Source organism: Bradyrhizobium sp. S69 (assembly GCF_009766005.1).
In the GTDB taxonomy this organism is placed as follows: Bacteria; Pseudomonadota; Alphaproteobacteria; order Rhizobiales; family Xanthobacteraceae; genus Bradyrhizobium.
The window spans coordinates 217,664-242,653 of record NZ_LMUK01000027.1; the positions used below are offsets into that span (position 1 = coordinate 217,664).

23 protein-coding genes are annotated in these 24,990 nt (G+C 62.4%); 6 read left to right on the forward strand and 17 right to left on the reverse strand.

All coding sequences use genetic code 11. The annotated features are described in order from the left end of the window. Positions 1-383 precede the first annotated feature (383 nt). The 5 genes from mctP to GSQ88_RS11510 form a co-directional block, all read right to left on the reverse strand. Positions 384-1,880, reverse strand: a complete 1,497-nt coding sequence (gene mctP, locus GSQ88_RS11490) for a monocarboxylate uptake permease MctP (RefSeq protein WP_159007857.1) — start codon at positions 1,878-1,880, stop codon at positions 384-386. A gap of 19 nt (positions 1,881-1,899) precedes the next feature. Further along, positions 1,900-2,079, reverse strand: a complete 180-nt coding sequence (locus tag GSQ88_RS11495) for a DUF3311 domain-containing protein (RefSeq protein ID WP_174247983.1) — start codon at positions 2,077-2,079, stop codon at positions 1,900-1,902. A gap of 527 nt (positions 2,080-2,606) precedes the next feature. After that, positions 2,607-3,158, reverse strand: a complete 552-nt coding sequence (locus tag GSQ88_RS11500) for a GlcG/HbpS family heme-binding protein (protein WP_159007859.1) — start codon at positions 3,156-3,158, stop codon at positions 2,607-2,609. A 62-nt stretch (positions 3,159-3,220) separates the two neighbouring features. Continuing rightward, positions 3,221-3,850: a hypothetical protein gene (locus GSQ88_RS11505; RefSeq protein ID WP_159007860.1), complete on the reverse strand. Its 630-nt coding sequence runs from the start codon at positions 3,848-3,850 to the stop codon at positions 3,221-3,223. A 176-nt stretch (positions 3,851-4,026) separates the two neighbouring features. Further along, the gene (locus GSQ88_RS11510; RefSeq protein WP_246735233.1) at positions 4,027-5,016 is read right to left on the reverse strand and encodes a tripartite tricarboxylate transporter substrate binding protein; all 990 of its coding nucleotides are present in this window, start codon (positions 5,014-5,016) and stop codon (positions 4,027-4,029) included. Positions 5,017-5,200: 184 nt separating this feature from the next. On the opposite strand from GSQ88_RS11510, the gene GSQ88_RS11515 reads away from it, so the two are divergent. Beyond that, positions 5,201-6,271 (forward strand): peptidyl-alpha-hydroxyglycine alpha-amidating lyase family protein, encoded by a 1,071-nt coding sequence (locus GSQ88_RS11515; protein WP_159007862.1) that lies wholly within the window; start codon positions 5,201-5,203, stop codon positions 6,269-6,271. A 166-nt stretch (positions 6,272-6,437) separates the two neighbouring features. On the opposite strand, the gene GSQ88_RS11520 is transcribed toward GSQ88_RS11515, so the two are convergent. The 4 genes from GSQ88_RS11520 to GSQ88_RS11535 all read right to left on the reverse strand — a co-directional run bounded on the left by GSQ88_RS11520 (position 6,438) and on the right by GSQ88_RS11535 (position 11,182). Further along, positions 6,438-7,649 carry an acyltransferase family protein gene (locus GSQ88_RS11520; RefSeq protein ID WP_159007863.1) on the reverse strand — a complete coding sequence of 404 codons (1,212 nt, stop codon included), beginning with the start codon at positions 7,647-7,649 and terminating at the stop codon, positions 6,438-6,440. A gap of 11 nt (positions 7,650-7,660) precedes the next feature. Further along, positions 7,661-8,848, reverse strand: a complete 1,188-nt coding sequence (locus tag GSQ88_RS11525) for an acyltransferase family protein (protein WP_159007864.1) — start codon at positions 8,846-8,848, stop codon at positions 7,661-7,663. Between the two features lie 55 nt (positions 8,849-8,903). Further along, entirely contained in the window at positions 8,904-10,187 is a 1,284-nt protein-coding gene (locus GSQ88_RS11530; RefSeq protein WP_159007865.1) for a serine hydrolase domain-containing protein, read from the reverse strand. Between the two features lie 83 nt (positions 10,188-10,270). Then, on the reverse strand, positions 10,271-11,182 hold the full coding sequence (locus GSQ88_RS11535; protein WP_159007866.1) for a LysR family transcriptional regulator: 912 nt from the start codon (positions 11,180-11,182) through the stop codon (positions 10,271-10,273). Positions 11,183-11,319: 137 nt separating this feature from the next. On the opposite strand from GSQ88_RS11535, the gene GSQ88_RS11540 reads away from it, so the two are divergent. The 3 genes from GSQ88_RS11540 (at position 11,320) to GSQ88_RS11550 (ending at position 14,844) form a co-directional block, all read left to right on the forward strand. Next, positions 11,320-12,489 (forward strand): HlyD family secretion protein, encoded by a 1,170-nt coding sequence (locus tag GSQ88_RS11540; RefSeq protein ID WP_159007867.1) that lies wholly within the window; start codon positions 11,320-11,322, stop codon positions 12,487-12,489. A gap of 208 nt (positions 12,490-12,697) precedes the next feature. After that, positions 12,698-14,341, forward strand: a complete 1,644-nt coding sequence (locus GSQ88_RS11545; RefSeq protein WP_159007868.1) for an MDR family MFS transporter — start codon at positions 12,698-12,700, stop codon at positions 14,339-14,341. A 35-nt stretch (positions 14,342-14,376) separates the two neighbouring features. Next, complete coding sequence (locus GSQ88_RS11550) at positions 14,377-14,844, forward strand: carboxymuconolactone decarboxylase family protein (protein ID WP_159007869.1); 468 nt, start codon at positions 14,377-14,379, stop codon at positions 14,842-14,844. A 132-nt stretch (positions 14,845-14,976) separates the two neighbouring features. Here the strand turns inward: GSQ88_RS11550 and GSQ88_RS11555 are convergent, their stop codons facing one another. From GSQ88_RS11555 to GSQ88_RS11575, 5 genes are all read right to left on the reverse strand, one after another. Further along, on the reverse strand, positions 14,977-15,834 hold the full coding sequence (locus GSQ88_RS11555) for a D-amino-acid transaminase (RefSeq protein ID WP_174247984.1): 858 nt from the start codon (positions 15,832-15,834) through the stop codon (positions 14,977-14,979). A gap of 189 nt (positions 15,835-16,023) precedes the next feature. Continuing rightward, entirely contained in the window at positions 16,024-16,755 is a 732-nt protein-coding gene (locus tag GSQ88_RS11560; RefSeq protein WP_159007871.1) for an amino acid ABC transporter ATP-binding protein, read from the reverse strand. A 10-nt stretch (positions 16,756-16,765) separates the two neighbouring features. Continuing rightward, the gene (locus tag GSQ88_RS11565) at positions 16,766-17,458 is read right to left on the reverse strand and encodes an amino acid ABC transporter permease (protein ID WP_159007872.1); all 693 of its coding nucleotides are present in this window, start codon (positions 17,456-17,458) and stop codon (positions 16,766-16,768) included. Between the two features lie 9 nt (positions 17,459-17,467). After that, the gene (locus GSQ88_RS11570; protein WP_159007873.1) at positions 17,468-18,199 is read right to left on the reverse strand and encodes an amino acid ABC transporter permease; all 732 of its coding nucleotides are present in this window, start codon (positions 18,197-18,199) and stop codon (positions 17,468-17,470) included. Between the two features lie 21 nt (positions 18,200-18,220). Then, the gene (locus GSQ88_RS11575; RefSeq protein ID WP_159007874.1) at positions 18,221-19,138 is read right to left on the reverse strand and encodes an amino acid ABC transporter substrate-binding protein; all 918 of its coding nucleotides are present in this window, start codon (positions 19,136-19,138) and stop codon (positions 18,221-18,223) included. A 282-nt stretch (positions 19,139-19,420) separates the two neighbouring features. Between GSQ88_RS11575 and GSQ88_RS11580 the strand changes: the two genes are divergently transcribed. Further along, on the forward strand, positions 19,421-20,794 hold the full coding sequence (locus GSQ88_RS11580; protein WP_159007875.1) for an LLM class flavin-dependent oxidoreductase: 1,374 nt from the start codon (positions 19,421-19,423) through the stop codon (positions 20,792-20,794). 142 nt (positions 20,795-20,936) lie between these two features. Here the strand turns inward: GSQ88_RS11580 and GSQ88_RS11585 are convergent, their stop codons facing one another. The 3 genes from GSQ88_RS11585 to GSQ88_RS11595 all read right to left on the reverse strand — a co-directional run bounded on the left by GSQ88_RS11585 (position 20,937) and on the right by GSQ88_RS11595 (position 24,446). After that, positions 20,937-22,598: a thiamine pyrophosphate-binding protein gene (locus tag GSQ88_RS11585; RefSeq protein WP_159007876.1), complete on the reverse strand. Its 1,662-nt coding sequence runs from the start codon at positions 22,596-22,598 to the stop codon at positions 20,937-20,939. Between the two features lie 141 nt (positions 22,599-22,739). Beyond that, entirely contained in the window at positions 22,740-23,222 is a 483-nt protein-coding gene (locus GSQ88_RS11590; protein WP_502706719.1) for a GFA family protein, read from the reverse strand. A gap of 96 nt (positions 23,223-23,318) precedes the next feature. Continuing rightward, on the reverse strand, positions 23,319-24,446 hold the full coding sequence (locus GSQ88_RS11595) for an alkene reductase (protein ID WP_159007878.1): 1,128 nt from the start codon (positions 24,444-24,446) through the stop codon (positions 23,319-23,321). A 107-nt stretch (positions 24,447-24,553) separates the two neighbouring features. On the opposite strand from GSQ88_RS11595, the gene GSQ88_RS11600 reads away from it, so the two are divergent. After that, a complete protein-coding gene (locus GSQ88_RS11600) occupies positions 24,554-24,937 on the forward strand; it encodes a winged helix-turn-helix domain-containing protein (RefSeq protein ID WP_159007879.1) in 384 nt (127 codons plus the stop codon). Positions 24,938-24,990: the final 53 nt, after the last annotated feature.

The window sequence follows — 24,990 nt, forward strand, 5'->3', positions numbered from 1 at the left end:
GCCATCGGGGCGTCAGGACCACACGACTTTGCCGTACGCGATCGCTTGCGTTCGTCGTTCGCAAACTCCGCGTCCACCGCATCCCACCGCGCGTTTCGTGACGTGCGCAACGCCCCTCTTGTCGGGTAGGACGGCACCGAATACGCAACTGATTTGGGTCAAAAACAAAGCGGAATATTTTTGGCGCGGATACTGGACCCAGCGCTGGTGTGATCGGCTCGACGAGCAACGTAGGGATTGTGGGTGCTCGAACGTGGCAATTCAGTTCGTGTCTCGTAGGGTGGGCAAAGCGAAGCGTGCCCACCATGACAAATCCGGACTAAAATGGTGGGCACGGCGCAAGGCGCCTTTGCCCACCCTACCAGCTACGGTCTGCGTATGTATCACGACCGCGCGGTTGCAACTGCCCTCGGCGAAATCAACCCGACGACCAATGTGGCGACGGCGGCGACCACGATGTTGAGGATCAACGCGCCGAGCCCGACGTAAAACACGTAACTGACGCCCTCGATATTGATGGTCGCAAGCGGCTTCAGCCCGCTGCTCCACGCCGTCCACGATCCCCAGCCGATTCCGACCGCCCAGCCCAGCAGCAGAGCCTCGGCGCGGAACCAGCGCGTGAACAGGCCAAACACCAGTGACGGAAAGGTCTGCAATATCCAGAGGCCGCCGAGCAATTGCAGGTCGAGCGCATATTGCGTCGGCAGGAACAGGATGAAGGCCAGCGCGCCGACCTTGACCACCAGCGAGGCGATCTTGGCGACCGCGGCTTCACCGGCATGGCTGATGTCCGGGTTGACGTAGGATTTCCAGACGTTGCGGGTGAACAGATTGGCCGCGCCGATGCTCATCACCGCGGCCGGCACCAGCGCACCGATCGCGATCGCCGAAAACGCAAAGCCGGCAAACCAGGACGGGAACAACGCCTTGAACAGCGCCGGCACCACGTCATTGGGCGTATCGACCTTGATGTGGGCCGCGTAGGCCATGTAGCCGAGCAGCGCGATCAGGCCAAGCAGCAACGTATAGGCCGGCAGCAGGATCGCGTTCTTGCGGATGGTGTCAGCGGATTTGGACGCGAAGATGCCGGTGAGCGTATGCGGATACATGAAGGCCGCCAGCGCCGAACCCAGCGCGAGCGAGGCGTAAGGCAGCATCTGCGCCGGCTTCAGGGTCAGACCGGTCGCACCGCCCTTGGCCGCAAAGGCGTCACCGGCGGCGGCAAACACCGCGCCGTAACCGCCGAGCTTCCACGGCACCAGCACCACCGCGACCAGCACCACGATATAGATCATGATGTCCTTGACGAAGGCGATCAGCGCCGGCGCGCGCAGGCCCGAGCTATAGGTGTAGAGCGCCAGCACGATGAAGGCGGCGATGATCGGCAATTCTCCGGTGAGGCCCATCGCCTTGATCACCACCCCCATGCCGATCAGTTGCAGGGCGATATAAGGCATGGTCGCGACGATGCCGGTGAGTGCTACCGCCAGTTCGAGCCCACGCGAATGGTAAGTGCCCTGCACCACGTCGGCGGCGGTGACGTGGCCATTGGCATGCGCCACCTTCCACAACAGCGGCATGACGGCGAACACGAAGGGATAGACGACGATGGTATAGGGCAGTGCGAAGAAGCCGTAGGCGCCAACCGCATACACCAGCGCCGGCACTGCGATCACGGTATAGGCGGTATAGAAATCGCCGCCGACCAGAAACCAGGTGATCCAGGTGCCAAATTGCCGCCCGCCCAATCCCCATTCGTCAAGGTGCTGCTCGGTGGCCGGACCTGACTTCCAGCGCGCCGCGAAGAAGCCCATCACCGTCACGAGCGCAAAGAAGAAAACGAAAACCGAGAGCGCAACCCATTCGATTTGATCCGACATCGTGATGCTCTTTCCGGTCTTACTGCGCTTCGTCGGGGGTACGGCTGCGGTAGACCAGCCAGATCAGCAGCGCCGTGATCGGCACCCACGCGAGCTGATACCAGTAGAAGAACGGAAAGCCGAACAGCGACGGCTCGGCAAAATTGAAGAACGGTACCCACAACAGGCCAACAAAAGGCAACAACAACAGGACCCACATAGGCACCTCCCAGGCTTGCCGCCGATTGATGTTTCGGCGGCTCTCGCTCCAGCGATTTAGGATTGCGCGGCGGTTTCGTCCAGTCATTCCGCTGCTGCGGTGCGGTGCGGTAAACGAATATCGGCCATCCGAAACCGGATGCCGATGATTTCGACGAAGGCCCCTCGCCATTCTCTAGAGCATGATGATTATTGATTGAATCGGCCGCGATTTCCCTTCACCTCTCCCACCCAACTCGGGTTTACCCGAGTTGGGCATCATATCGATCGAAGTCGGATATATCCGACTTCGATTGGGAGAGGTCGGCGCCAACGGGTCGCGCGAATGCGCGCCCGATGGCAGGCTCCGAGCCGGGTGAGGGGTTAGGGTCTCTCGTTTGGTAAAGGGCCCTCACCCGATTTGCACCGGACGATGCTTCGCATCGCCGGGAGCAAATCGACCTCTCCCCGCCGGGGAGACGTGAAGTGAAGCGCGCGGATAGCTCCGGCCCAATCTAATCTCATCAGCTCCAGGCCGGTCGAGGCGTGTTATTTACCGTTCACGACTTCGGCGCCGACCTTGCAGATCGTGGCGTCCTGATCGCCGGTGCCGCCGCTGCAGCCCACCGCGCCGATCAGCTTGCCGGCTTCGACCAGCGGAAAGCCGCCGGGGTTCGCGGCCAGGGTCGGGTCGAGTGTCCCGGCAGAGGTATGGCCGGCTTCATAGGCATTGTAGAACAGCCGCGTTTCGCGGCGGAAGCGGGCCGAGGTCCGGGCCTTGTTGATCGAAATCGGACCGGACGCGATCTGCGCGCCTTCCATCCGCTCGAAATGCACCAGCTCGCCATTGGTATCGACCACGGCGATGTTCATCTTCCAGTTTCGCCGCTTGGCTTCGGCTTCCGCCGCGGCCATCACCTGCTTGGCCCGCTCCAGTCCGATCGAGACGCCATAGGGAATATCGAACGGCATCGCGTCGGGTGTTCCGCCCGCGGACGGCGGCGCCGGCGGGGCTGCGGGCGCCGGCGTCTGGGCAAAGGCCGGCGAACCCAAAGCCGCAACGGCGCACGCCGCCAGTGTCATTGAAACGATTGAACGCATGCTCTTCTCCAGGTTGACGTCTGTCGTCGTTTTCATTTGTCGAAGGATCGGTAAGCCGCCTATCACATCGGCGGCGTCAGGCCGTCCTTGCCGTAGGTGATGCGCGGGGTTTGCAGGGTGCCATCGGGCAGCTTCTTCGCGGCACCGACGAAAACCTTGATGCCCGGCTTGAGATCGTCCTTGCTGCCCGCGACATAGGTGACCACCGCGGTCTCCGGTGTCACCAACAGCTTCTTCTCGCCATCCTTGTACTTGACGGACAGCATTTGGCCATCGACGCCGCCGACCGTCTGCTCGACATTGGCGTTGGTCATCTTGGTGTTGGGCTTGAGGTCCCAGTCGTAATGGCCCTCGCCGGTGCCGCGCATCGATTCCGGAAAGATGTGGACTTCGATGGCCTTCTGGCTACCATCGGCCTGCGTCATGCCGGTGGCGCCGACGAACATGCCGGGCTTGATGTCGGCCATGGTCGATTTCACGATCGCGACGAACAGTGGATTATCGGTCACCGTCAGTTTCAACTCGGCGCCGTCGCGGTTCTTGATCAAATAGACCGGCCCGTCGACGCTCTCGATGGTGCCGCGGATACGGACGGTGTCTTCCGCCGACGCGGAAGATACCGCTCCCATCAGGACGAGACTGGATAGGACGAGGCTGGCGGCAGCGAGCTTGCGCTTGATCGTTCTGGACATGGTGATCCTCTCGGATTTGGGGATTGGGGGCTGGCGCTTCGAAGGAAAGGCACGACGATTTGAGTACCGCGGACGCTCCTCTGCAACCCCAGCGATGTCGGAATATTCCGAAAAAGCAACACGTCGCGGGCGAACCAGCTTGCCGCTACCGCGCCGCAACCCGCGATATCCTCTGATCATTCGACCTTGATTCCGGCATCCTGGATCAGTTTGCGCCAGCGCGCTTCCTCAGCCCGGAAATAACGATCGAGCTCCGCGGGCGGGCGCGCGACCATGACGAGGCCTTCGTCGACGCCGAGCTTCTGGAAGGCGTCGGATCGAACGGCCATGGCGGCCGACTGATTGAGGCGATCGATCGCCTCCGGCGGCGTCCTGGCCGGCGCGAACAGGCCATACCAGCTTTCCGCGGCATAGCCGGGAACGCCGGCCTCGGCGACGGTCGGCAATTGGGGAAACGCCGGCGAGCGCTCCGCCGAAGTCACCGCGAGCGCGCGCAACTGGCCGCTCGCGATCAGCGGCGCCGCACTTGCAACCGTCGTGAACATGACCTGGATCTGGCCGCCGATCAGGTCGGTGAGGGCCTGGGCTGCGCCCTTGTAGTGGATGGTCGCCAGATTGACCTTCGCCATGTCCTTGAACAGCTCGCCCGCCAGATGCGCCGAGGTGCCGATGCCGAATGTGCCATAGGACAATTTGTCGGGCTCGGCCCTGGCCACCGCGATCAGGTCCGCGATCGATGTGATCGGGGATTTCGGATTGACCACGACCACATTGAACGAACGCGCCACCAGCGCCACAGGCGCGAAATCCCGGTGCGGATCATACGGCAGCGTGGCTTTCAGGCTGGGATTGACCGCGTTGGCGAAGGTGCCCATCAGCAGCGTGTAACCATCGCCTTCGCTGCTCGCGACGGCCTGGGTGCCGATGATGGTCCCAGCCCCTGGCTTATTCTCGATCATGACATGGACGCCGAGATTTTGCGCCATCTCCTGCGCCAGCGTCCGCGCCACCACATCGGTGCCGCCGCCCGGCGGAAACGGCACCACGATTTTGACGATCCGATCGGGATATCCGGCCAGTGCGCGCGTGGTCGAAGCCACCGACAGCAGCGCGAATGCTGCGAGCGCGAACAAGACGTTGGTTTTCAGATTTCGTCGAGGCGACATTTTCAACGCAACCACCAGAGAGGACATTTTCATACCCTGAAACCCGAGACTTCGTTGCGGGCCATGCGCAAGGCGATGAACGGTCATGACGCGGATTTCAGCAGCAAAGATGGACGTCAGCACTTCCGATAGACTAGAACCCGCCGCAAAGACAAAAGCAAAACGAGCGCCCTGGAGAGCGAGCATGAAGCATTGGCTGGTTGGATTATTGTTGCTGGCGGCATCGCCGGCTTTGGCACAGCAGAATGTGCCGGTGATTCCCTTCGAGTCCGTCCCCAATCCGTTAAAGCTGCCGCCCAACATGTATTTCGGCGAAGCATCCGGCGTCTCGGTTAATTCCAAGGGTCACGTTTTCGTGCTGTCGCGCGGCAACACCAGCGGACCGGCCTATGCCGCGGCCGCGACACAGCTTTTGGAATTCGACGCCAAGGGCCAGTTCGTCCGCGAAATCGGCAAGAACCTCTACGCCTGGTCGTTTGGCCATGCCGTCAAGATCGATCCCCAGGACAACATCTGGGTGACCGACAAGGGTTCCGACATGGTGATCAAGTTCGATCCCGAAGGCCGCGTCATCATGGTGTTCGGCCGCAAGCAGGAAGCCTCCGACGAGGATACCGAACCGCTCAAGCATCCGAAGCCGCCGCTGCCCGCCGAGGACGGCAAGTTTCGCCAGGTCACGGATGTGGCCTGGGACAAGGCCGGCGACACCTTCATCAGCGATGGCTACATCAATTCACGCGTCGCCAAGGTCGACAAGGACGGCAACTGGCTGAAGTCATGGGGCGAGCGCGGCAAGGAACCCGGCCAGTTCAACACCCCGCACTCGATCGCGACCGACGCCAATGACAACGTCTACGTCGCCGATCGCGGCAACCACCGCATCCAGGTGTTCGACAAGGATGGCAAATTCCTGCGCCAGATCGTGATCGACGTGCCGGTGCCGCCGGATGCCAAGCCCGCGATCGGCAAGCTTCCCGATGAAGCGATGATGGCCGGCGGCACCTTCCATCCGGGTTCGCCGTGGGCGATCTGCATCACACCGCCGCCGCACCAGGTACTCTACAGCTCGGACTCCTGGCCCGGCCGCATCTACAAGCTCTCGCTCGACGGCAAGGTGCTCGGCATGCTCGGCCAATCGGGCAAGCAGCTCAAGCAATTCGGCTGGATCCACGCACTGGCCTGCCCGTCGGAAAACGTGATCTACGCGGCTGAGCTGTTGAACTGGCGGGTGCAGAAGCTGATTCTGAAGCCGTAAGGGGCGCGGGGCTGATACTGAAGTCGTCATTCCAAGAGCCATCTCTGCCGTCATCCTGAGGTGCGAGCTCTTGCGAGCCTCGAAGGATGTTGTTCCGCTCAGTGCGTGCAGCCATCCTTCGAGACGCGCGCGAGAGCGCGCTCCTCAGGATGACGGTGGTGCACCTTCAAATCATCCGCGCCACCAACGGAATCCGTCGTAGCAGCACGGTCAGCGCCCAGCTTCCCGACAGCGTACCGATCAACACGATCGCGGCCTTGACGCCGGCGGGAAGTGCTAGGCCGTACATCACATATTGCAGCCAGATGATGAAAATGTAGTGCAGCAGATAAATCCCATAGGCCTGCGGCCGCATCGCATCGAGCAGACTCAGGCTGGTCCGCGCCAATCGCAACGAGGTCGCCAGGATCGTAAACGGCATCGCCGCGCTGAACAGCGCAAAGGCCATGCCGTACGCCACCTTCCACCACAGCGCCGGCGAATAAAAATCCGCCAGCCAATTGTGGTGGGCATAGACCAATAGCAAAATCGCGCCATAAAACACGACCGCAAAGCCAAGCCAGACGGCCCAGCGCTTGGCGATTGGGCCTTGTTCGGCGAGCACGCCTGTCGCAAGGCTGACGGCGCCGATGCCGATGCCGACAAAGAAGAACGCCGGATACAGCAGGATGCGGCTGGTCTGGATCGGGAACGGATAGTGGCCGGGCTCGAACCAGGCGCCATCGCCGAACACGAGATGCATCGGCAGATAGACTACGACCGATAAAACAGAGAACGCGACAAACGCCGCGACCGGCCGCGCGCGCAGCGCGGCGATCCATTGACCGAGGCCCGTGAAGATCTGCGGCGCCGTCGACCAGATCGCGGCGGCGACAATATCGAACACCAGCAGCACCCACAGAAACCACGACTGTCCCGACGGCCATGGTCCGACCGTCAGCATGTGCCACCAGAAATGAACAAAATTGAAATCGGTGGTGCCGGCCGGATGATAGCGCAGGAACGAGGCATAATAGGCGATCGGGATCAGCACGAAGATCGAGATCAGCAGCGGCACTCCGAGCCGCCAGGCACGGTGGCGCAAATAACCCGCCGCGCCCCGGCGCGCCAGGCTGTCATGGACGAACAGTCCCGAAATCAGGAACATGAAGGCCATGAAGAAGCTGTCGCAGAACAAGGCCACCAGATCGAAGCCGAGCCAGCGCATGCTGTCGCCGTTACCGAATACCGTGTAGTCGATGACGGAGTGGTAGAGCAGTACTAAGAAGGTGCCAAAGGTGCGCGCGCGGTCGAGCGCGACGATGCGCCCCTGCACGATGGCGGCCTGCGCGCATGCGCCGGTGTCCTCCAGCGTCGATACGGTCTCCGAAACCGACATTCGATCGCCCCTCAAATCATCCGCGCCACGAACGGGATCCTTCGCAACGCTGCGACCAGCGCCCAGCTTAGCGACAGCGTAGCGGCGAACACGATCGCCGCCTTGACGGCCGCGGGAAGCGCATAGTCATAGAGCGCGTATTGCAGCCAGATGATGAAGATGTAGTGCACCAGGAAGACGCCGTAGGCCGAGGGCCGCAGCCGATCCATCCAGCGCCAATCGGCGTTGGCAAAGCGCAGGAAAATCGTAGGCTCCGCGAAGGCCATCGCGGCGCTGAACAGCGCAAAGGCAAGCCCGTAGCCGACCTCCCAGTCCAGCGGCGGCGAATTGAAATTGGCCACCCAATTGTGGTGCGCATAGACCAGAAGCAGGATCGCGCCATAAAACAGCAGCGCGAAGGCCGACCAGACCAGCCAGCGTTTTACGACCTCGCCGTTTTGGGCCAGCAGGCCATCTCTCAGGTTGAGCGCGCCGACACCGACGCCAACGAAGAAGTACCCGCCATAGAGCAGGATACGGCTGGTCTGGATCGGAAGCGGATAACCGCCCGGCTCCAGCCAGCTCGAATCACCAAACGCCATCCGCATCGGCAGATAGATCACGACCGAGAAAACCAGAAACGCAGCGAAGGCCGTGACCGGCCGGTTGCGCAAGGAGAATATCAACCGGCCGAGTGCCGCGATGGGGCCGGGGGCAACCGACCAGACCAAAGCTACGATCGCGTCCAGCGCCAGCAGCACCCACAGGAACCAGGCCGGCCCCGACGGCCACGGCCCGACCGTCAGCGTGTGCCACCAGAAATGAAAGAAATTGAAGTCGGTGGTCCCCGGCAGATGATAGCGCAGGAACGTCGGATAATAGGCGATCGGCATCAGCACGAAGATCGACAGCAGGAACGGCACCCCCAGCCGCCAGGCGCGCTGGCCCAGGTAGCTCGCCGGGCCATGCCGCACCAGGCTGTCACGGGCGAACAGACCGGAAAGGAAGAACATACACGCCATGAAGAAACTGTCGTTGAACAGCACGACCAGATCGAAGCCGAGCCAGTGTGCGTGATCTCCGTTGCCGAAATAGGTGTAGTTGACGACGGAATGGTGCACCAGCACCAGGAGCGTGATGAACGTCCGCGCCCGGTCAAACGCTGCGATACGCGCCGGGGCCGTCGTGACGTCTTCGCCTGTGTCTGATTTCCGCAGCATTGCTTCCGTTCCACGCAAAATATCGACCGGGTGAAATATCCACCGGGTCGATGGATCAGTTCTCGAACGCGTCGTAGATGATCTTCTTGACCGTCGTTATGACGTGTATTCGCCCCGACGGCGAATCCTGCATCACGACGAAAAACATGTCCTCGGCGCGATCGACCACGATGTAGCAGCCGGTGGCGCCGTCCCATTTGATTTCGCCGAGCGAACCCGGCGGCGGCGGCACCGCGTTGCCGGGGCCGGTGCGGACACCGAAGCCATAGCCAAATCCGAAGCCGTCGCCGGGGTAATAGAAGTAATTGCGCGCCACGCCCGACCCCGGCCCGATATGATCCGTCGTCATCGCCGCAAAAGTCGCCGGGCTGAGATAGGTTTTTCCGTCGAGCTTGCCGCCGTCGAGCAACATCTGGCCGTAGCGTGCGAAATCGCCGACGGTCGAGACCATTCCACCGCCGCCGGATTCCCATCGCGTGACGTTGAGCGAGTTGCGCTCGACATGGCGGTCCTTGTCGAGCGGCTGGGCGTAGCGCGCCCGTTCCGCCGGATCGGTCAGGAAGAATTTGGTCGTGGTCATGCCGAGCGGATCGAGCAGATTTTGCTTCTCGAACTGATAGAGCGACTGGCCGGAGGCCACTTCGATGACGCGGCCGAGCACGTCGGCCGAATGACCGTAATCCCACAGCGTGCGCGGCTGTTCGGCCAGCGGCCGCGTCGCGATCCGTTCGGCGAATCCGGCATTGTCGAAATCGCCGAGATAGATGCCCTGATACGCGACCTTGACCAGTCCCGCGCCGTAGAAACCGTAGGTGATGCCGGAGGTATGCAGCAGCAGATCTTCGATGTTGATCGGCCGCCGCGGCGGCACCAGATCGAGCACCGGTCTGCCTGATTCATCCTTCCGCTCGACGCCGACTTTGGTGTCGGCAAAGGACGGGATGTATTTGCTGACGGGATCGTCGAGCGCGATCGCGCCGCGATCCACCAGCAGCATCGCTGCCACGCTGGTGATGGTCTTGGTCACCGAATGAATCGGAAAAATCGTATCCAGCGTCATCGGCACGCCGGCGTTGACGTCGCGTTTGCCGAACGCCTTCAGATACACCGGCTGGCCGTGTCGCTGGACCAGTACGACCGCGCCGGGAATGTGGCCCGCGGCGATCTCGCCATTGATGAAGCCTTCGATCGGCGCGAGCTTTTCCGCCGACAGCGCAGCTCCAGGGCGCGGCCCAAACGCCGCATCGGCCGCCGGCGATGCGCCCGCCGCGAGCAGAGCGCCCAACAGCGTCGCATAGCGAAGGCAGGACGCCGACACTGCTGAGTTACGCGCAAACATAGCCTGGCCCGACCACTCCAATCCGGTGACGTTAGGGCATAGCAGCGGCCTGATCCAGACGTCGGAAGGTACCGGTACCGCCGTCAGGAATACGGATTGATCAACTTTTGCTGTTCGGCGCTGTGGTGGGCGAGCAGATCGATGAAGGTACGGACCTTCGCCGACAGATGATGGCGGTGCGGATAGATCGCGTTCATCGACATTTCGACCGGCCGGTATTCCGGCAACAGGCGGATCAGCCGGCCCGATTCGAGGTCGTCATGAACCAGAAATCCCGCCGCCAGGCTGATGCCGACGCCTTCCAGGGCTGCCAGCCGCAACGTCTCGCCGCTGTTGGTGAGCAGATTGCCCGAGATCCGGATCACGGCGGGCGCCCCCTTGCGGTCGGTAAAATGCCATCCATCCTCAAATGGATAAAGCGCGTGGCGAACGCAATTATGCTGCGTGAGCTCGGACAATTGCTGCGGTCGCGGGTGCTTTTCGAGATACGAGGGCGAACAGCACAGTACATGCCGCCAGGTCGCCAGGCTGCGCACAATCAGGCTGGAATCCGGCGGCGGCGTCAGGCGAATCGCGATATCGAATCCCTCGTCGACGATGTCGATCATTCGTTCGCCCATGGTCATATCGACCTTGACGTCGGGATAGGCGGCCAGGAATTCGCCGACCACGGGCGAGATAAAGGGAATGATGTGCGTCGCCGTATAGATGCGCAGCGTGCCGCGCGGCGTCGATTGCATGGCGCCGGCGATGTCGTCCGCCTGCTCGAGATCGGCCAGGATCTGCGTGCAGCGGTCGTAATAGGCTTTGCCGATTTCGGTCAGGCTGACCTTGCGGGTAGTGCGATTGAGAAGTCGCGCGCCGAGCCGGTCTTCGAGCGACTGGACGTGATTGCTGACCATGGTGGTCGACATGTTGAGATGCCGGCCGGCCGCCGAAAAGCCGCCGCTGTCCACCACCCGAACGAACGCCGTCAGACTCGTCAGCCGGTCCATGGTTGCCTCCGATTATCCTCTCTTACCGGACAATCCTTCCAGTTTTTCGGGGATTATCACATTGCGCGGGACATTGCATCTATGGGCCAACACGGGGGCGCCCGACCAGGGACGCCGTGTCTTTGTCGGAGGATGCTATGGCGGACCTTACCTATGCTGCTGATTTGAATACGAAAACGGGCTTTCATTCCTATCGGCAGGCGGCCAAGCGCGCAGGCCTGGGGTTGGCGTTGGCGCTCGGCGTCGCCGCCGCCGTCGACTTCGGCTACGGCTATCTGACCACCGGGCGGTACCTGGAATCCACCGACGACGCCTACGTCAAGGCCGACTCCACGATCGTCGCACCAAAGGTCTCCGGTTATCTCGCGGAGGTGCTGGTGGCCGATAACGAGCCGGTCAAGGCCGGGCAATTGCTGGCGCGGATCGATGATCGCGATTTCAGGACGGCGCTGGCGCAGGCCCACGCCGATGTCGCTGGGGCCGATGCCACCGTGCGTAACCTCGATGCGCAGATCTCGTTGCAACATCCGGTCATCGAACAGGGCAGCGCCGATGTCGCCGCCGCCCAAGCAAGCCTGCAATTCGCGCGGCAGGAACAGGCCCGCTACGACGATTTGATGAAATCGGGCGCCGGCACGGTGCAGCACGCGCAGCAAACCGATTCGGCGCTGCGCGAGAAAATCGCGCAGTTGCAGCATGGCCAATCCGGCCTGATCGCCGCGCAGAAGAAGATCGACGTGCTCACCACCGATCGGGCCAAGTCCGTGGCGCAACTGGATCACGCCCGCGCGGTCGAACAGCAGATGCAGCTGAACTTGTCTTATACCGAGATCACCGCACCGGTCGACGGCACCGTTGGCGCGCGGACCTTGCGGGTCGGCCAATTCGTGCAGGCCGGCACGCAACTGATGGCGGTGGTTCCGCTCGATGCGGTCTATGTGGTGGCCAATTTCAAGGAAACCCAGCTCACCCATGTGCGCAATGGCCAGCCGGTCGAGATCGAGATCGACAGTTTCCACGGCACCAGGCTGAAGGGCCATGTCGACAGCCTGTCGCCAGCCAGCGGCCTCGAATTCGCGCTGCTGCCGCCGGACAACGCGACCGGCAATTTCACCAAGATCGTGCAGCGCGTTCCGGTCAAGATCGTGCTCGACGATCACCGCCTGACCGGCCTGCTGCGTCCGGGAATGTCGGCGGAGCCGACCGTCAACACCAAGGCCACGGTGGTCGCCGAGCGCGAAGCCAATCGCCGGGTTGCGCAACTGCTTCCCTCCCTGCCCCCGGGAGAGAACGGCGAGCATCGCTAGGTGCGAGCCAGTGAGAGGTGACGTCTCGACAAGAAGACGCCCCCTCACGCGTTACTTCGCTGGATGGTGTTCGCACCCAAGGCAACAACCTTCAGCATCAAGAACTTTTCAGTATCAAGTCTTGCTGGATAATCCTTCCGCCTTTTTGCGGATTATCTGATGCGTCCGCCCAATGCATTCTGCCGCTGTCGCCAAAGAGGAAACAGCCATGACCACGCTGCCAACCGCCGTCAACGCCGCATCCGCCAATCACAACGGCGACCGTCCCGCCAGCCCGGCCGCACCTGAAAGGCCGGCCGCGGCTCCGCAGGCCGTGCCGTTCAAGACCTGGATCGCGGTGCTCGGCGCGACACTCGGCGCCTTCATGGCGGTGCTCAACATCCAGATCGTCAACGCCTCGCTGGCCGACATCCAGGGCGGGATCGGCGCCGGCATCGACGACGGCGGCTGGATTTCGACCTCTTATCTGATCGCCGAGATCATCGTGATTCCCTTGAGCGGCTGGCTCGCGCAGGTGTTCTCGGTCCGGATCTATCTGCTCACCAACGCCGTGCTGTTTCTGGTGTTTTCGGCGGCCTGCGCGCTGGCGCAGGATCTGTCGCAAATGATCGTGCTGCGCGCGCTGCAGGGCTTTTTCGGCGGCGTGCTGATCCCGCTGGCCTTTACCCTGATCATCACGCTATTGCCGAAGGCCAAGCAATCCGTTGGCCTGGCGCTGTTCGCGGTGTCGGCCACCTTCGCGCCCGCGATCGGCCCGACCATCGGCGGCTATCTCACCGAGAACTGGGGCTGGCAGTACATCTTCTATGTCAATCTGGTGCCGGGCGCCCTCATGGTCGGCATGCTCTGGTTTTCGCTGGAATCCAAGCCGATGAAGCTCGCGCTGCTGCGCGAGGGCGATTGGCCCGGCATCGCCACCATGGCGATCGGCCTTGGCGCGCTACAGACCGTGCTCGAGGAAGGCAACAAGGACGACTGGTTCGGATCGGACTTCATCGTCCGCCTGTCGGCCATCGCAGCCATCGCCCTGGCGCTGTTCTTCTGGATCGAACTGACCTGCAAGAAGCCGGTGTTGAATCTGCGGCTGCTCGCCCGGCGCAATTTCGGCTTCGGCGTGCTGGCCAACTTCCTGATGGGCACGGCGCTTTACGGTTCGGTGTTCATCCTGCCGCAATATCTGGCGCGCATCCAGGGTTACAATTCCGAGCAGATCGGCATGGTGCTGGCGTGGACCGGCCTGCCGCAGCTCGTCCTGATCCCGATGGTGCCGCGGCTGATGAAGCGCTTCGATGCACGACTGATCATTGGCGTCGGCTTCGCGCTGTTCGCCGCTTCCAACTTCATGAACATCTACATGACGACGGATTACGGCTCTGATCAATTGTTCTGGCCTAACGTGGTTCGCGCGGTCGGTCAGGCGCTGGCGTTCGCGCCGCTCTCCGCCGTCGCCACCGCCGGCATCGAGGCCGAGAATGCCGGTTCGGCGTCAGGGTTGTTCAACATGATGCGCAATCTCGGCGGCGCGGTCGGCATCGCGATGCTGCAGACCTTCCTGACCAAGCGCGAGCAATATCATTCCAACGTGCTGACGCCGTCGGTCTCACTGTTCGAACAGGCGACGCGCGCGCGGATCGATCAGCTCACGCAATATTTCATCAATCACGGCATCACCGAGCGCGCCGACGCCACGCGCCGCGCGTTCGTCGCCATCGGCGCGGTGGTGCAGAAACAGGCCTTCATCCTGGCCTTCAGCGACACCTTCTATCTGATGGGCACAGCACTGCTGGTGGCGCTCGTGGCCGTCCTGTTCCTGCGGAAGGCCGGCCACCTCGACGCCGGCGGCGCCCATTAAGACATCCCCCAAACGACAACCAAAGGAGAATGACCATGAAACCCCGCATGAACTTCTATCAGGCCGCGCCCGATACCATCAAAGCGCTCAGCGCGCTCGAATCCCAGGTGCAGGCGAGCGGTCTTGAGCAATCCCTGATCGAACTGGTGAAGACCCGCGCGTCACAAATCAACGGTTGTGCCTTTTGCATCAACATGCACACCCAGGACGCGCGTAAACACGGCGAAACCGAAGCGCGGCTTTATCTGCTGAACGCCTGGCGAGAATCGCCTGGTTATTCCGACCGCGAGCGCGCCGCCCTGGCCTGGACTGAAGCGGTGACGCTGATTTCGGAAACCCACGCGCCCGACGACGTTTACGAAGCGGTGCGCGCGCAATTCTCCGAAGCCGAGACGGTCAATTTGACCATGCTGATCGCAACCATCAATGCCTGGAACAGGCTGGCGATCAGCTTTCGCGCGGTGCCGCAGATCAAGGCCAGCGTCAAGGCCGACGCGGCGTAGGCTTTGCGCCGTATTTCCAAATCGTCATGCGCGGGCAGATTGAATCGGTCGCGATTTCCCTTCACCTCTCCCCGGCGGGGAGAGGTGAAGGAAGCACGCGGATAGCCCGGCTCAATCTAGTCTCATCGCGTTCTAAACAGCCGTCTTCCTGGCGAAGTCCACATAGATCTCGCGCAGCCGGTCGGTCATCGCTCCCGGTTTGCCGTTGGCGATCTTCTTGCCGTCGATCGAGACCACCGCCTGCACGAACGAGCTGGCGCTGGTGATGAAGGCTTCCTTGGCCGCGAGCGCCTCCTCGATGGTGAACGCCCGTTCCTCGACCCGGAGCTGCCGCTCTTCGGCGAGCGCCACCACCGCCTTGCGGGTGCAGCCCGGCAGAATTTCGCTGCCGTTCTGCCGCGTCACCAGCACATCGTCCTGGGTCAGGATGAACGCCGATGACGAACCGCCTTCGGTGACCTTGCCGTCCTCGATCATCCAGGCTTCGCCGGCGCCGGCTTCCGCCGCCGCCTGCTTTGCCAGCACCTGCGCCAGCAGCGCCACGCTCTTGATGTCGCGCCGGGTCCATCGGATGTCCGGCACGGTGATGACGCCGATCCCGGTCTTGGCCGATGGCGCGTTGACGATATCCTTCGCCGAGGTGAACAGGATCAAGGTCGGCTTGACGCCTTTCGGAAACGCAAAATCCCGGCCGGTGTCGGCCCCGCGCGTCACCTCCAGATAGACCAGGCCGCTCACGAGATTATTGCGCGTGACCAGTTCTTTCTGGATCTCCTCGATCCGCGCAAGGCTCTCCGGCAGCGCCAGCGAGATTTCGCCGACCGAACGCGCGAGCCGGGCCAGATGCGATGCGTTGTCGATCAATTTACCGTCCAGCACGGCGGCGACCTCATAGATGCCGTCGGCGAACAGGAAGCCGCGATCGAGCACCGAAACCTTGGCCTCGGAAAGCGGCACAAATGATCCATTGACGTAAGCGATCGAGTCCAAGTGGGTTCTCCTGTCGGGCAGTGAAGGGATGGCGGCTGTTAGTATACAATAATTATTAAGGCTTGATCGAGGAAATTGGATCACTTCCGTCATTGCGAGGAGCGTAGCGACGAAGCAATCCAGCTTTGCTGTGTGGCGTGGATTGCTTCGTCGCTACGCTCCTCGCAATGACGTTGGGAGCGCCCTGCCCTAATGCGACAATATCTTCGACAGGAACTTCTGCGCGCGATCGCTGCGGGGGCTACCGAAAAAATCGGTCTTCAGCGCGTCCTCGACGATTTCGCCCTGGTCCATGAAGATCACCCGATGAGCCACCTTGCTGGCAAAGCCCATCTCGTGGGTCACGACCATCATGGTCATGCCCTCGCGGGCGAGGTCGACCATCACATCGAGCACTTCGCTGATCATCTCGGGGTCGAGCGCCGAGGTGGGCTCGTCGAACAGCATCGCGATCGGATCCATCGCCAGCGCCCGCGCGATCGCGACGCGCTGCTGCTGGCCGCCGGACAATTCGGCCGGGTGCTTGCGGGCGTGATCCTTCAGCCCGACCCGGTCGAGCAATTTCGAGCCCTTTGCCATGGCCTCGTCGCGCGACCGCCCCAGCACCTTCTGCTGCGCGAGACAAAGATTGTCGATGATCCGAAGATGCGGGAATAATTCAAAATGCTGGAACACCATGCCGACCCGGGCGCGCAGCTTCGGCAGATCCGTCCTGGGATCGCTGACGCTGATGCCATCGACCACGATGTGGCCGGCCTGGAACGGCTCCAGCGCATTGACGCACTTGATCAAGGTCGATTTTCCGGAGCCGGACGGCCCGCAGACCACCACCACCTCGCCCTTGGCAACGCTGGTCGAACAATCCTTCAGCGCCTGGAAGCTCGGCCCATACCATTTGTCGACGTGGCTGATCTCGATCATGACGTTCTCACTACCGGACAATGGCGATGCGCGACTGCAGGCGCCGGACACCGAAGGAGGCAAAACTGGAAATCGCGAAATAAACCACGGCCGCGAACAGATACATTTCAACCAGCCGGCCGTCGCGTTGCGCGACCTTGCTGGCCGCGCCCAGGAAGTCCGGGATCGACACCACATAGACCAGCGAGGTGTCCTGAAACAACACGATGGTCTGGGTCAGCAGCACCGGCAGCATGTTGCGAAACGCCTGCGGCAGCACGACGTAGCGCATGGTCTGACTGTAAGTCAGGCCGAGCGCCTGGGCCGCGGCGGGTTGCCCTTTGGAGATCGACTGGATACCCGCACGCATGATCTCGGAAAAATACGCCGCCTCGAACATCACGAAGGTAACCAGCGAGGAGGCGAACGCGCCGACGTGAATCGGCCGCGACGCTCCGGTCAGCCATTGCCCGACATAGGGCACCAGGAAATAGAACCAGAAAATCACCAGCACCAGCGGCAGCGATCGTATCAGGTCGACATAGAGGCCGGCGATGTGTCCCATCAGCCTGAACCTCGACAGCCGCATCAACGCGATCAGCGTGCCGAACACCAGGCCGCCGAGGCCGGCAAGGCCGGTCAGCATCAACGTGAAGGTCATGCCGTCGAGGAACAGATAGGCCAGTGAGCGGCGGATCACGTCGAAATCGAAATTGGCGAACATCGGTGCGGCTCACTTCCCGCTGATATAGCCGGGAATCGCCAGGCCGCGCTCGATGAGGCGCATGGCGATGACGACCACGACATTGATCATGAGATACAGCAGCGTCGCCGCCGTGAAGGCCTCGAACACCTGGAAAGAAAACTCCTGCATCGAGCGCGCGGCACCGGTCAACTCGATCAGGCTGATCGTGATCGCCACCGACGTATTCTTGATGGTATTGAGAAATTCCGAGGTCAGCGGCGGCATGATAATTCGAAACGCGATCGGCAGCAGCACATAACGATAGGTCTGCGCCGTCGTCAGCCCGAGCGCGGTCGCGGCGAGCTTCTGTCCGCGCGGCAGCGATCCGATCCCCGCTCTCAATTGCTCGGCGACTCGCGCCGACATGAACAACCCGATGCCGATCGCCGCGGTATAGAACGGCCCATTATGAAGCTGTTTGAGCCAGAGTCCCCACGCCGACGGCAGCAGTTCCGGCAACACGAAGAACCACAGGAACAGTTGCACCAACAGCGGCATGTTGCGGAAGAATTCGACGTAACAGAAACCGATCCAGGAAGCGGTCTTCGATGGCAGCGTGCGCAGCACGCCGACAATCGATCCGAACGCCAGCGCGATGATCCAGGCGCAGATCGCGACCTCGATGGTCACAAGCAGGCCCGACAGCAACATATCGAGATAGCTGCCGGTCCCGTCAGGGGCCGGCTCCCAGAAGATGCGCCAGTTCCAATGGTAATTCACGGAGCCTACATCGCCTTGGCCTTACATCGCCTTGTAGGAGGCCGGATCGGGCGAGTCCGACGGTTTGGCGAATTCGTGCTTGAGCTCCGCGCCGATCGGCGTGTTGAGATTCAACCCCTTCGGCGGAATCTTCTGCGTGAACCATTTGTCGTAGAGCTTCTGGCCCTCGCCGCTGGTGTAGAGTGCGGCGGTCGCGCCATCGACGACTTTCTTGAAGGCCGGATCATCCTTGCGCAGCATGATGCCGTAAGGTTCGGGCGTCGAAAACGCATCCGTCGAGATCACATAGGCATCCGGATCCTTTGATCCCGCCACGAAGCTTGCGAGCAGAATGTCGTCCATCACATAGGCGACCGCGCGATCGGTCTCGACCATCAGGAACGCCTCGGGATGATCCTTGGCCGTGATGACGTTGATGCCGAGATTGCGGGCGGCATTGGCTTCGACCAATTGCTTGATATTGGTGGTGCCCCCCGTCGAGACCACCGACTTGCCCTTGAGATCGTCGATCGAGTTGATCTTGCTGGATTTCTTGGAAACGTAACGGCTCGCGGTCAGAAAATGGGTGTTGGTGAAGGAGATCTGCTTCTGGCGGTCGGCGTTGTTGGTGGTCGATCCGCATTCGAGATCGATGGTGCCGTTGGCGAGCAGCGGAATCCGGGTCGACGACGTCACCGGATTGAGCTTGACTTCGAGCTTGTCGAGCTTGAGCTCGGCCTTCACCGCATCGACGATCCTGTAGCAGATGTCCATCGCGAAACCGATCGGCTTCTGGCTGTCATCGAGGTAGGAAAACGGGATGGAAGCGTCACGATAACCAAGGGTGATCGCACCGGTTTCCTTGATGTTTTTCAAGGTCCCGGTCAGTTCTTCGGCATTCGCGGCGCCCGCGGAAAACGCGGCGGCCAGCGTCAAGCCAATGATACCCACATGTTTCATTCGTATTCTCCTTAGCCCGGGAAAACTAATGCATAGATCGCGCCAGAACGGCACTTACGGGCTCATTCTGGGCCATAAAATCGACCGCTGACAAGGGAGGGCCCGACGGTTTCGAAGGGTTTCGGTCGCAGCGGGACTAATTGCCTAGAAGATGCCCCTTTGTGTAGAAGATCCGCCTGCCTCAGCGGCGTGGCCATAAGCCATCGCTTGATGCGACGGGGGCGGAATGTCATGGTCGCTGCGGGGAGATAGCGGGTTTGACACCGCCATGACTGTAGAATCATGAAAAAAGAAATCCGGTTGAACGCGTTCGCCATGAACTGCGTCGCGCATCAATCGCCCGGGCTATGGACCCATCCGCGCGACCGCACTGCCTGTTATAACCGGCTGCCGTACTGGCTCGATTTGGCCAGGACGCTTGAGCGCGGGCGGTTCGACGGGCTTTTTCTGGCCGATGTGCTCGGGGTCTATGACGTGTTCGGCGGCAGTCCGGATGCGGCGCTGCGCAACGCCACGCAGACGCCGGCGAACGAACCGCTGCTGCTGGTCCCGGCGATGGCGGCGGTCACCGAGCATCTCGGCTTTGGCGTCACCAGCAATCTGTCCTACGAGCCGCCCTATCCGTTCGCGCGGCGGATGTCGACGCTCGACCACCTGACCGAGGGGCGGATCGGCTGGAACGTGGTGACCGGCTATCTCGATAGCGCCGCCCGCGGCGCCGGCAAGGACAAGCAGACCGCGCATGACGACCGCTACGATGTCGCCGACGAATATATGGACGTGGTCTACAAGCTCTGGGAAGGAAGCTGGGAAGACGACGCGGTGCTGCGCGATCGCGCGCGCAGCCGGTTCGTCGATCCGGCCAAGGTCCATCGCGTCCAGCACCAGGGCAACAATTACCGGCTCGACGCCATTCATCTCAGCGAGCCGTCGCCACAGCGCACGCCGGTGCTGTATCAGGCCGGCACCTCGCCGCGCGGACGGCAGTTCGCCGCACAGCATGCCGAATGCGTCTTCATTTCGGGCCCATCCGCCAAGATCATCGCGCCGCGCGTGTCGGCCATTCGCGCGCTCGCTGCGGCTGCCGGGCGCAACCCCGCCGAAATCCTGATGTTCAGCATGATGACGATCGTTCTCGGGCGCACCGAGGCCGAGGCCAAGGCGAAATACGCCGACTATCGCAGCCACATCAATCCCGAGGGCGCACTGACCCTGATGTCCGGCTGGACCGGCGTCGATTTCTCGACCTACGATCTCGATCAAGAGGTTCGCCACGTCGAGAACGATGCCGGCCGTACCGCGATGGACAACATCACCCGCGCCGATCCCGACCGGATCTGGACCGTGCGCGAAGTCGCCCAGCATGTCGGCATCGGCGGCATCGGGCCGGTCATCGTCGGCACGCCCGAAAAGGTCGCCGACGACATCGAGGCCTGGTTCGACCAAACCGACGTCGACGGCCTCAACGTTCCGTTCGCGGTCTCGCCCGGCGATTTCGAGGACATCACCGAGATGCTGGTGCCGGAACTGACCCGGCGCGGGCGCTACAAGCGCGCCTATCGACATGGCACGCTGCGCGAGAAATTATTCGGCGACGGCCGCGCAAGGTTGGCGGCACCGCATCCGGCGGCACAGTATCGGCCGAAGACGAAATGAAGGTCTCCGTCATTCCGGGACACGCACCTTTGCGTGGGCCCGGAATCCATAACCCCTGTATCTCAGTTAAGTAACGAACGCTAACACAGGGAGTATCGATTCCGGGCTCGTGCTTCGCACGCCCCGGAATGACGGTGGAAGCTCAATTCACCGAATTATTCACCACCACTTCGATCAATTTCGTGCCTGGCCGGCTGAATGCCGAGGACAGCGTCGACTTCAATTGACCGGGATCGGTGATGCGGATCGCTTCCAGCCCGAGCGATTTTGCCAGCCCGGTGAAATCCACCGGCGGATCGACGAAATCCATCCCGACGTAATGGTCGTCGCCGTGAAACGCCAGCAGGCGCTGCTTGATGATGCGATAGCCGCCATTGTTGACGATGATGAAGGTCAGCGGCAGCTTGTGATTGGCCGCGGTCCACAGCGCCTGGATCGAGTACATCGAGCTGCCGTCGCCGGAGAAACACACCACCGGGCGGTCGGGATTGGCGAGGCTGACGCCGACCGACGCCGGCAATCCCCAGCCGATGCCGCCCGAGGCCAGCGCATGATAGCCGTAGCGATCGCGGTGCGGGCGCAACGCCGTGATCTGCCGCGACGATGTCAGCCCCTCATCGACCAGGATGGCATTCTCAGGCATCGCCTCGACCACCTGCAAGGCCAGCCAGTCGGCATCGATCGGCGAGGTGTCACTGGCCTTGGAAATCTGCTCGACCAGCGTCTTGCGCCGCGCGGTCCAGTTCTTCGGCGCCAGCGCGTCGATGCCCTTTTTGGCGCGGATTTCGAGCGCGGCGCCGCCGGCGGCTTGCAACGCCGGGATCAGCGCGCGCAGGGTTTCCTTCACATCGGCCTTCACCGCGATCTCGGCGCTGTAGTTCTTGGCGATGTCCCAATCGACCAGCCCGACCTGAATGATCGGCATCCCCTCAGGCAACGGATCGACCTCGCTGTACACCGACATCCGCAATGGATCGGCGCCGAGCACGATCATCAGATCGTAAGGCTGTAGCACCTCGCGGACCTGGCTCTGCAAACGCGACAGCGCCCCCATGAAGCATGGGCTTTCCGACAGGAATTGCGCGCCATAGGGCGTCGAGCACTGATAGGCCGGCGCGCCGAGCGTGGCGGCGAAGCTCGCAGCCTCCTGCAACGCATCGCTCTTGACGATTTCATCGCCGGTGATGATGACCGGGTTTTGTGCCTTCAAAATGCGCTGCGCCAGCGCCTGCAACGCCTCGTCGGACGGGCGCACACGGGTGTCGACGCGGGTCGAATGTCCGAGTTCGATGCCGGCTTCGGCGTTGAGAATGTCGCCCGGCAGCGAGATGAACACCGGGCCGGTCGGCGGCGTGGTCGCGATCTTGGCGGCGCGGCGCACGATCCGCGGCAGATCTTCCAGCCGCGTCACCTCGACCGCCCATTTCACCAAGGGCTCGGCCATCTGCACCAGCGGCCCGTACAGCACCGGCTCCATCAAGCCATGACCCTGCTCCTGCTGGCCGGCGGTCAGGATCATCGGCGTGCCGGTGAATTTCGCGTTGAACAGCGAGCCCATCGCATTGCCGAGCCCGGGCGCGACATGGACGTTGCAGGCCACCAAACGCCCCGAGGCGCGGCTGTAGCCGTCGGCGATCGCGACCACCAGGCTTTCCTGCATCGCCATCACGTAAGTGAGGTCGGGATGGTCCTTGAGCGCGTGCATGATCGGCAGTTCGGTGGTCCCGGGGTTGCCGAACAGATGCGTGATGCCCTCATCCTTCAGCAATGCAAGAAACGCCGAGCGGCCGGTGATGCGATTCATGAAACGGTCTCCTCCTGCCCGCGGTCGTTCCGCCGGGTTCGAATCATCATGGACGATGGGCGGCGGCAAGATCAATGGAAGGCGGTCATGGCTGCCCTGCGCGGACGGGCATCGGAAGCGGGCCAACCCGGTTGCTTCAGCTCAGAACATTCCCTCGTGCTCGATCGGCTTCTTCTTTTTCGAGCGCTGCCAGACCACGCCCGGAAAGCCCTTCAGCGGCCCCAGCGGCTCGCCGGTATAGGCCCATTCCTGCAACTCCTCGATCGCGATGTGATAGAGCGGCTGCCGGCCGGTGCGCCCAGTCAAGAGCGCGCGCGGGATATTCACCATGTGCGGGGAACGCGGACGTTCGTAGAACAAAGGCGAGCCGCAATGGGTGCAGAAGCTGCGGGTGGTCGAGGTCGCCTTGTCCTGGTAGCGCGAGATATTCGTTTGGCCCTTGGTGATGCGGAAACGCTTGCGCCAGCTTCCGACATAGGTCGCATATGCCGCGCCATGGGCGCGGCGGCTCGCGGCCGAATGGTCATGCCAGGCCCAGCGCGCGGGCGTGTCGATCTCGAAGCCGACCTTGCCGCACAGGCACTGGCCTTTCGAAACGCCGACGGGTGTTGCAGTCTTGGTCACGGGCTGTCCTCGTAGCCCGGATGAGCGCAGCGACATCCGGGACCAGCATCGACAGCGTTCCCGGATGTCGCTTCGCTCATCCGGGCTACGATGGGTTCACACCTTCTCCAACTCGCTATGCTCCGGATAATCCGTGTAGCCCGCGGCGTCGCCGCCGTAGAACGTCGCGCGGTTATAGGGCGTCAGCGGGAAACCATGCGCGAGGCGGCGCGGCAAATCGGGGTTGGAAATGAAGATGCGGCCGAACGCAATCGCGTCGGCATGCCCCTCGGCAATCGCGGCGTTGGCGGCCTCGCCGCTAAAGCCGCCGGCGGTAATCAATGTGCCGCGCCACAGCGGGCGAAACAGCACCATCGCCGACGGCACGTTCTGATGATTGACTTCGGCACGCCCGGTCCCGCTCGAACGCGGCTCGATGAAATGCAGATAGGCAAGGCCCAGAGGATCGAGCGATGTGATGGCATGGCTGTAGAGCGGCATCGGATCGGCCTCGCCGCTGCCATTGGCCACGCCGTAAGGCGACAGCCGCACGCCGACCCGGTCGGCGCCCCAGACCTCGATCACGGCTTTGGTCACCTCCATCAAAAATCGCGTCCGGTTCTCGATCGAGCCGCCATACTGGTCGGTGCGCAGATTGGTGTGCGATTGCAGGAACTGCTCGATCAGGTAGCCATTGGCGCCATGGATTTCGACGCCGTCGAAGCCGGCCTTGAGCGCGTTCGCAGCGCCCTGCCGATAGGCCTCGACGATACCAGGGATTTCGCTGGTCTCCAGCGCCCGCGGGGTCTCGTAGGACACCACCTGGCCGTCCGCCGTCGAGGTTTTCAGCTCCGCCGGAATTGCCACCGCCGAGGGGGCGACCGGCAACACGCCGCCGGGCTGCAGCGAGGAATGCGAGACCCGCCCGACATGCCAGAGCTGGAGAAAGATGATGCCGCCCTTGGCGTGGACGGCATCGACCACCTCGCGCCAGCCGGCAATCTGCTGCTCGGAGTAGATGCCGGGCACCCCGGGATTGCCAAAACCGCTCGCCATCACCGGCGACGCCTCGGCGATCAACAGTCCACCGGGCGTGGCGCGCTGGGCGTAATATTCGGCGTTCAGCGGCCGCGGCGCCAGAGACGGCCTCGCCGCCCGCATCCGTGTCAACGGCGCCAGCATGACGCGGTGCTTGAGGTGGTAGGGACCGATCTGTAGCGGTGAGAATAACGACGGAAAGTTCATGCCTGCCCCGGATTTTCTTGCGTGGTTCTCGGATATGGTGCGACTTCATCTTGTTCGCAAATCGCCGCGGTGGCAATGTAGGCCCCGAGGCGAGAGAGCACACGTCCATGCAGAAATCCGGCACCACAGCGCTGCCCTCCCTGAGCGTCCGGATCGATCTCGACGCCGAGGGCCGCATCGGGCCGGGCAAGATCCAGCTTTTGGAAAACATTCACGCCTGCGGCTCGATCTCGGCGGCCGGTCGCGCGATGGACATGTCCTACAAGCGGGCATGGGACCTGGTCGACGAAATCAACCGGATCTGCCGCCATGCCGCGGTCGAGCGGCAAACCGGCGGCAAGAACGGCGGCGGCGCGGTGCTGACACCTTTCGGTCTGTCGCTGGTCGCGCGCTACCGCAAGATCGAACGCGACGCTGCCAGCGCGGTGAAGAAGGACCTGGCAGCCCTGCGCAGCGACATCGGCCGGCCGGTGAAGGCTGTGAGCCGGTAGAAACGATCACCATTGCCGATGTTTCGTCATGGCCGGGCTTGTCCCGGCCATCC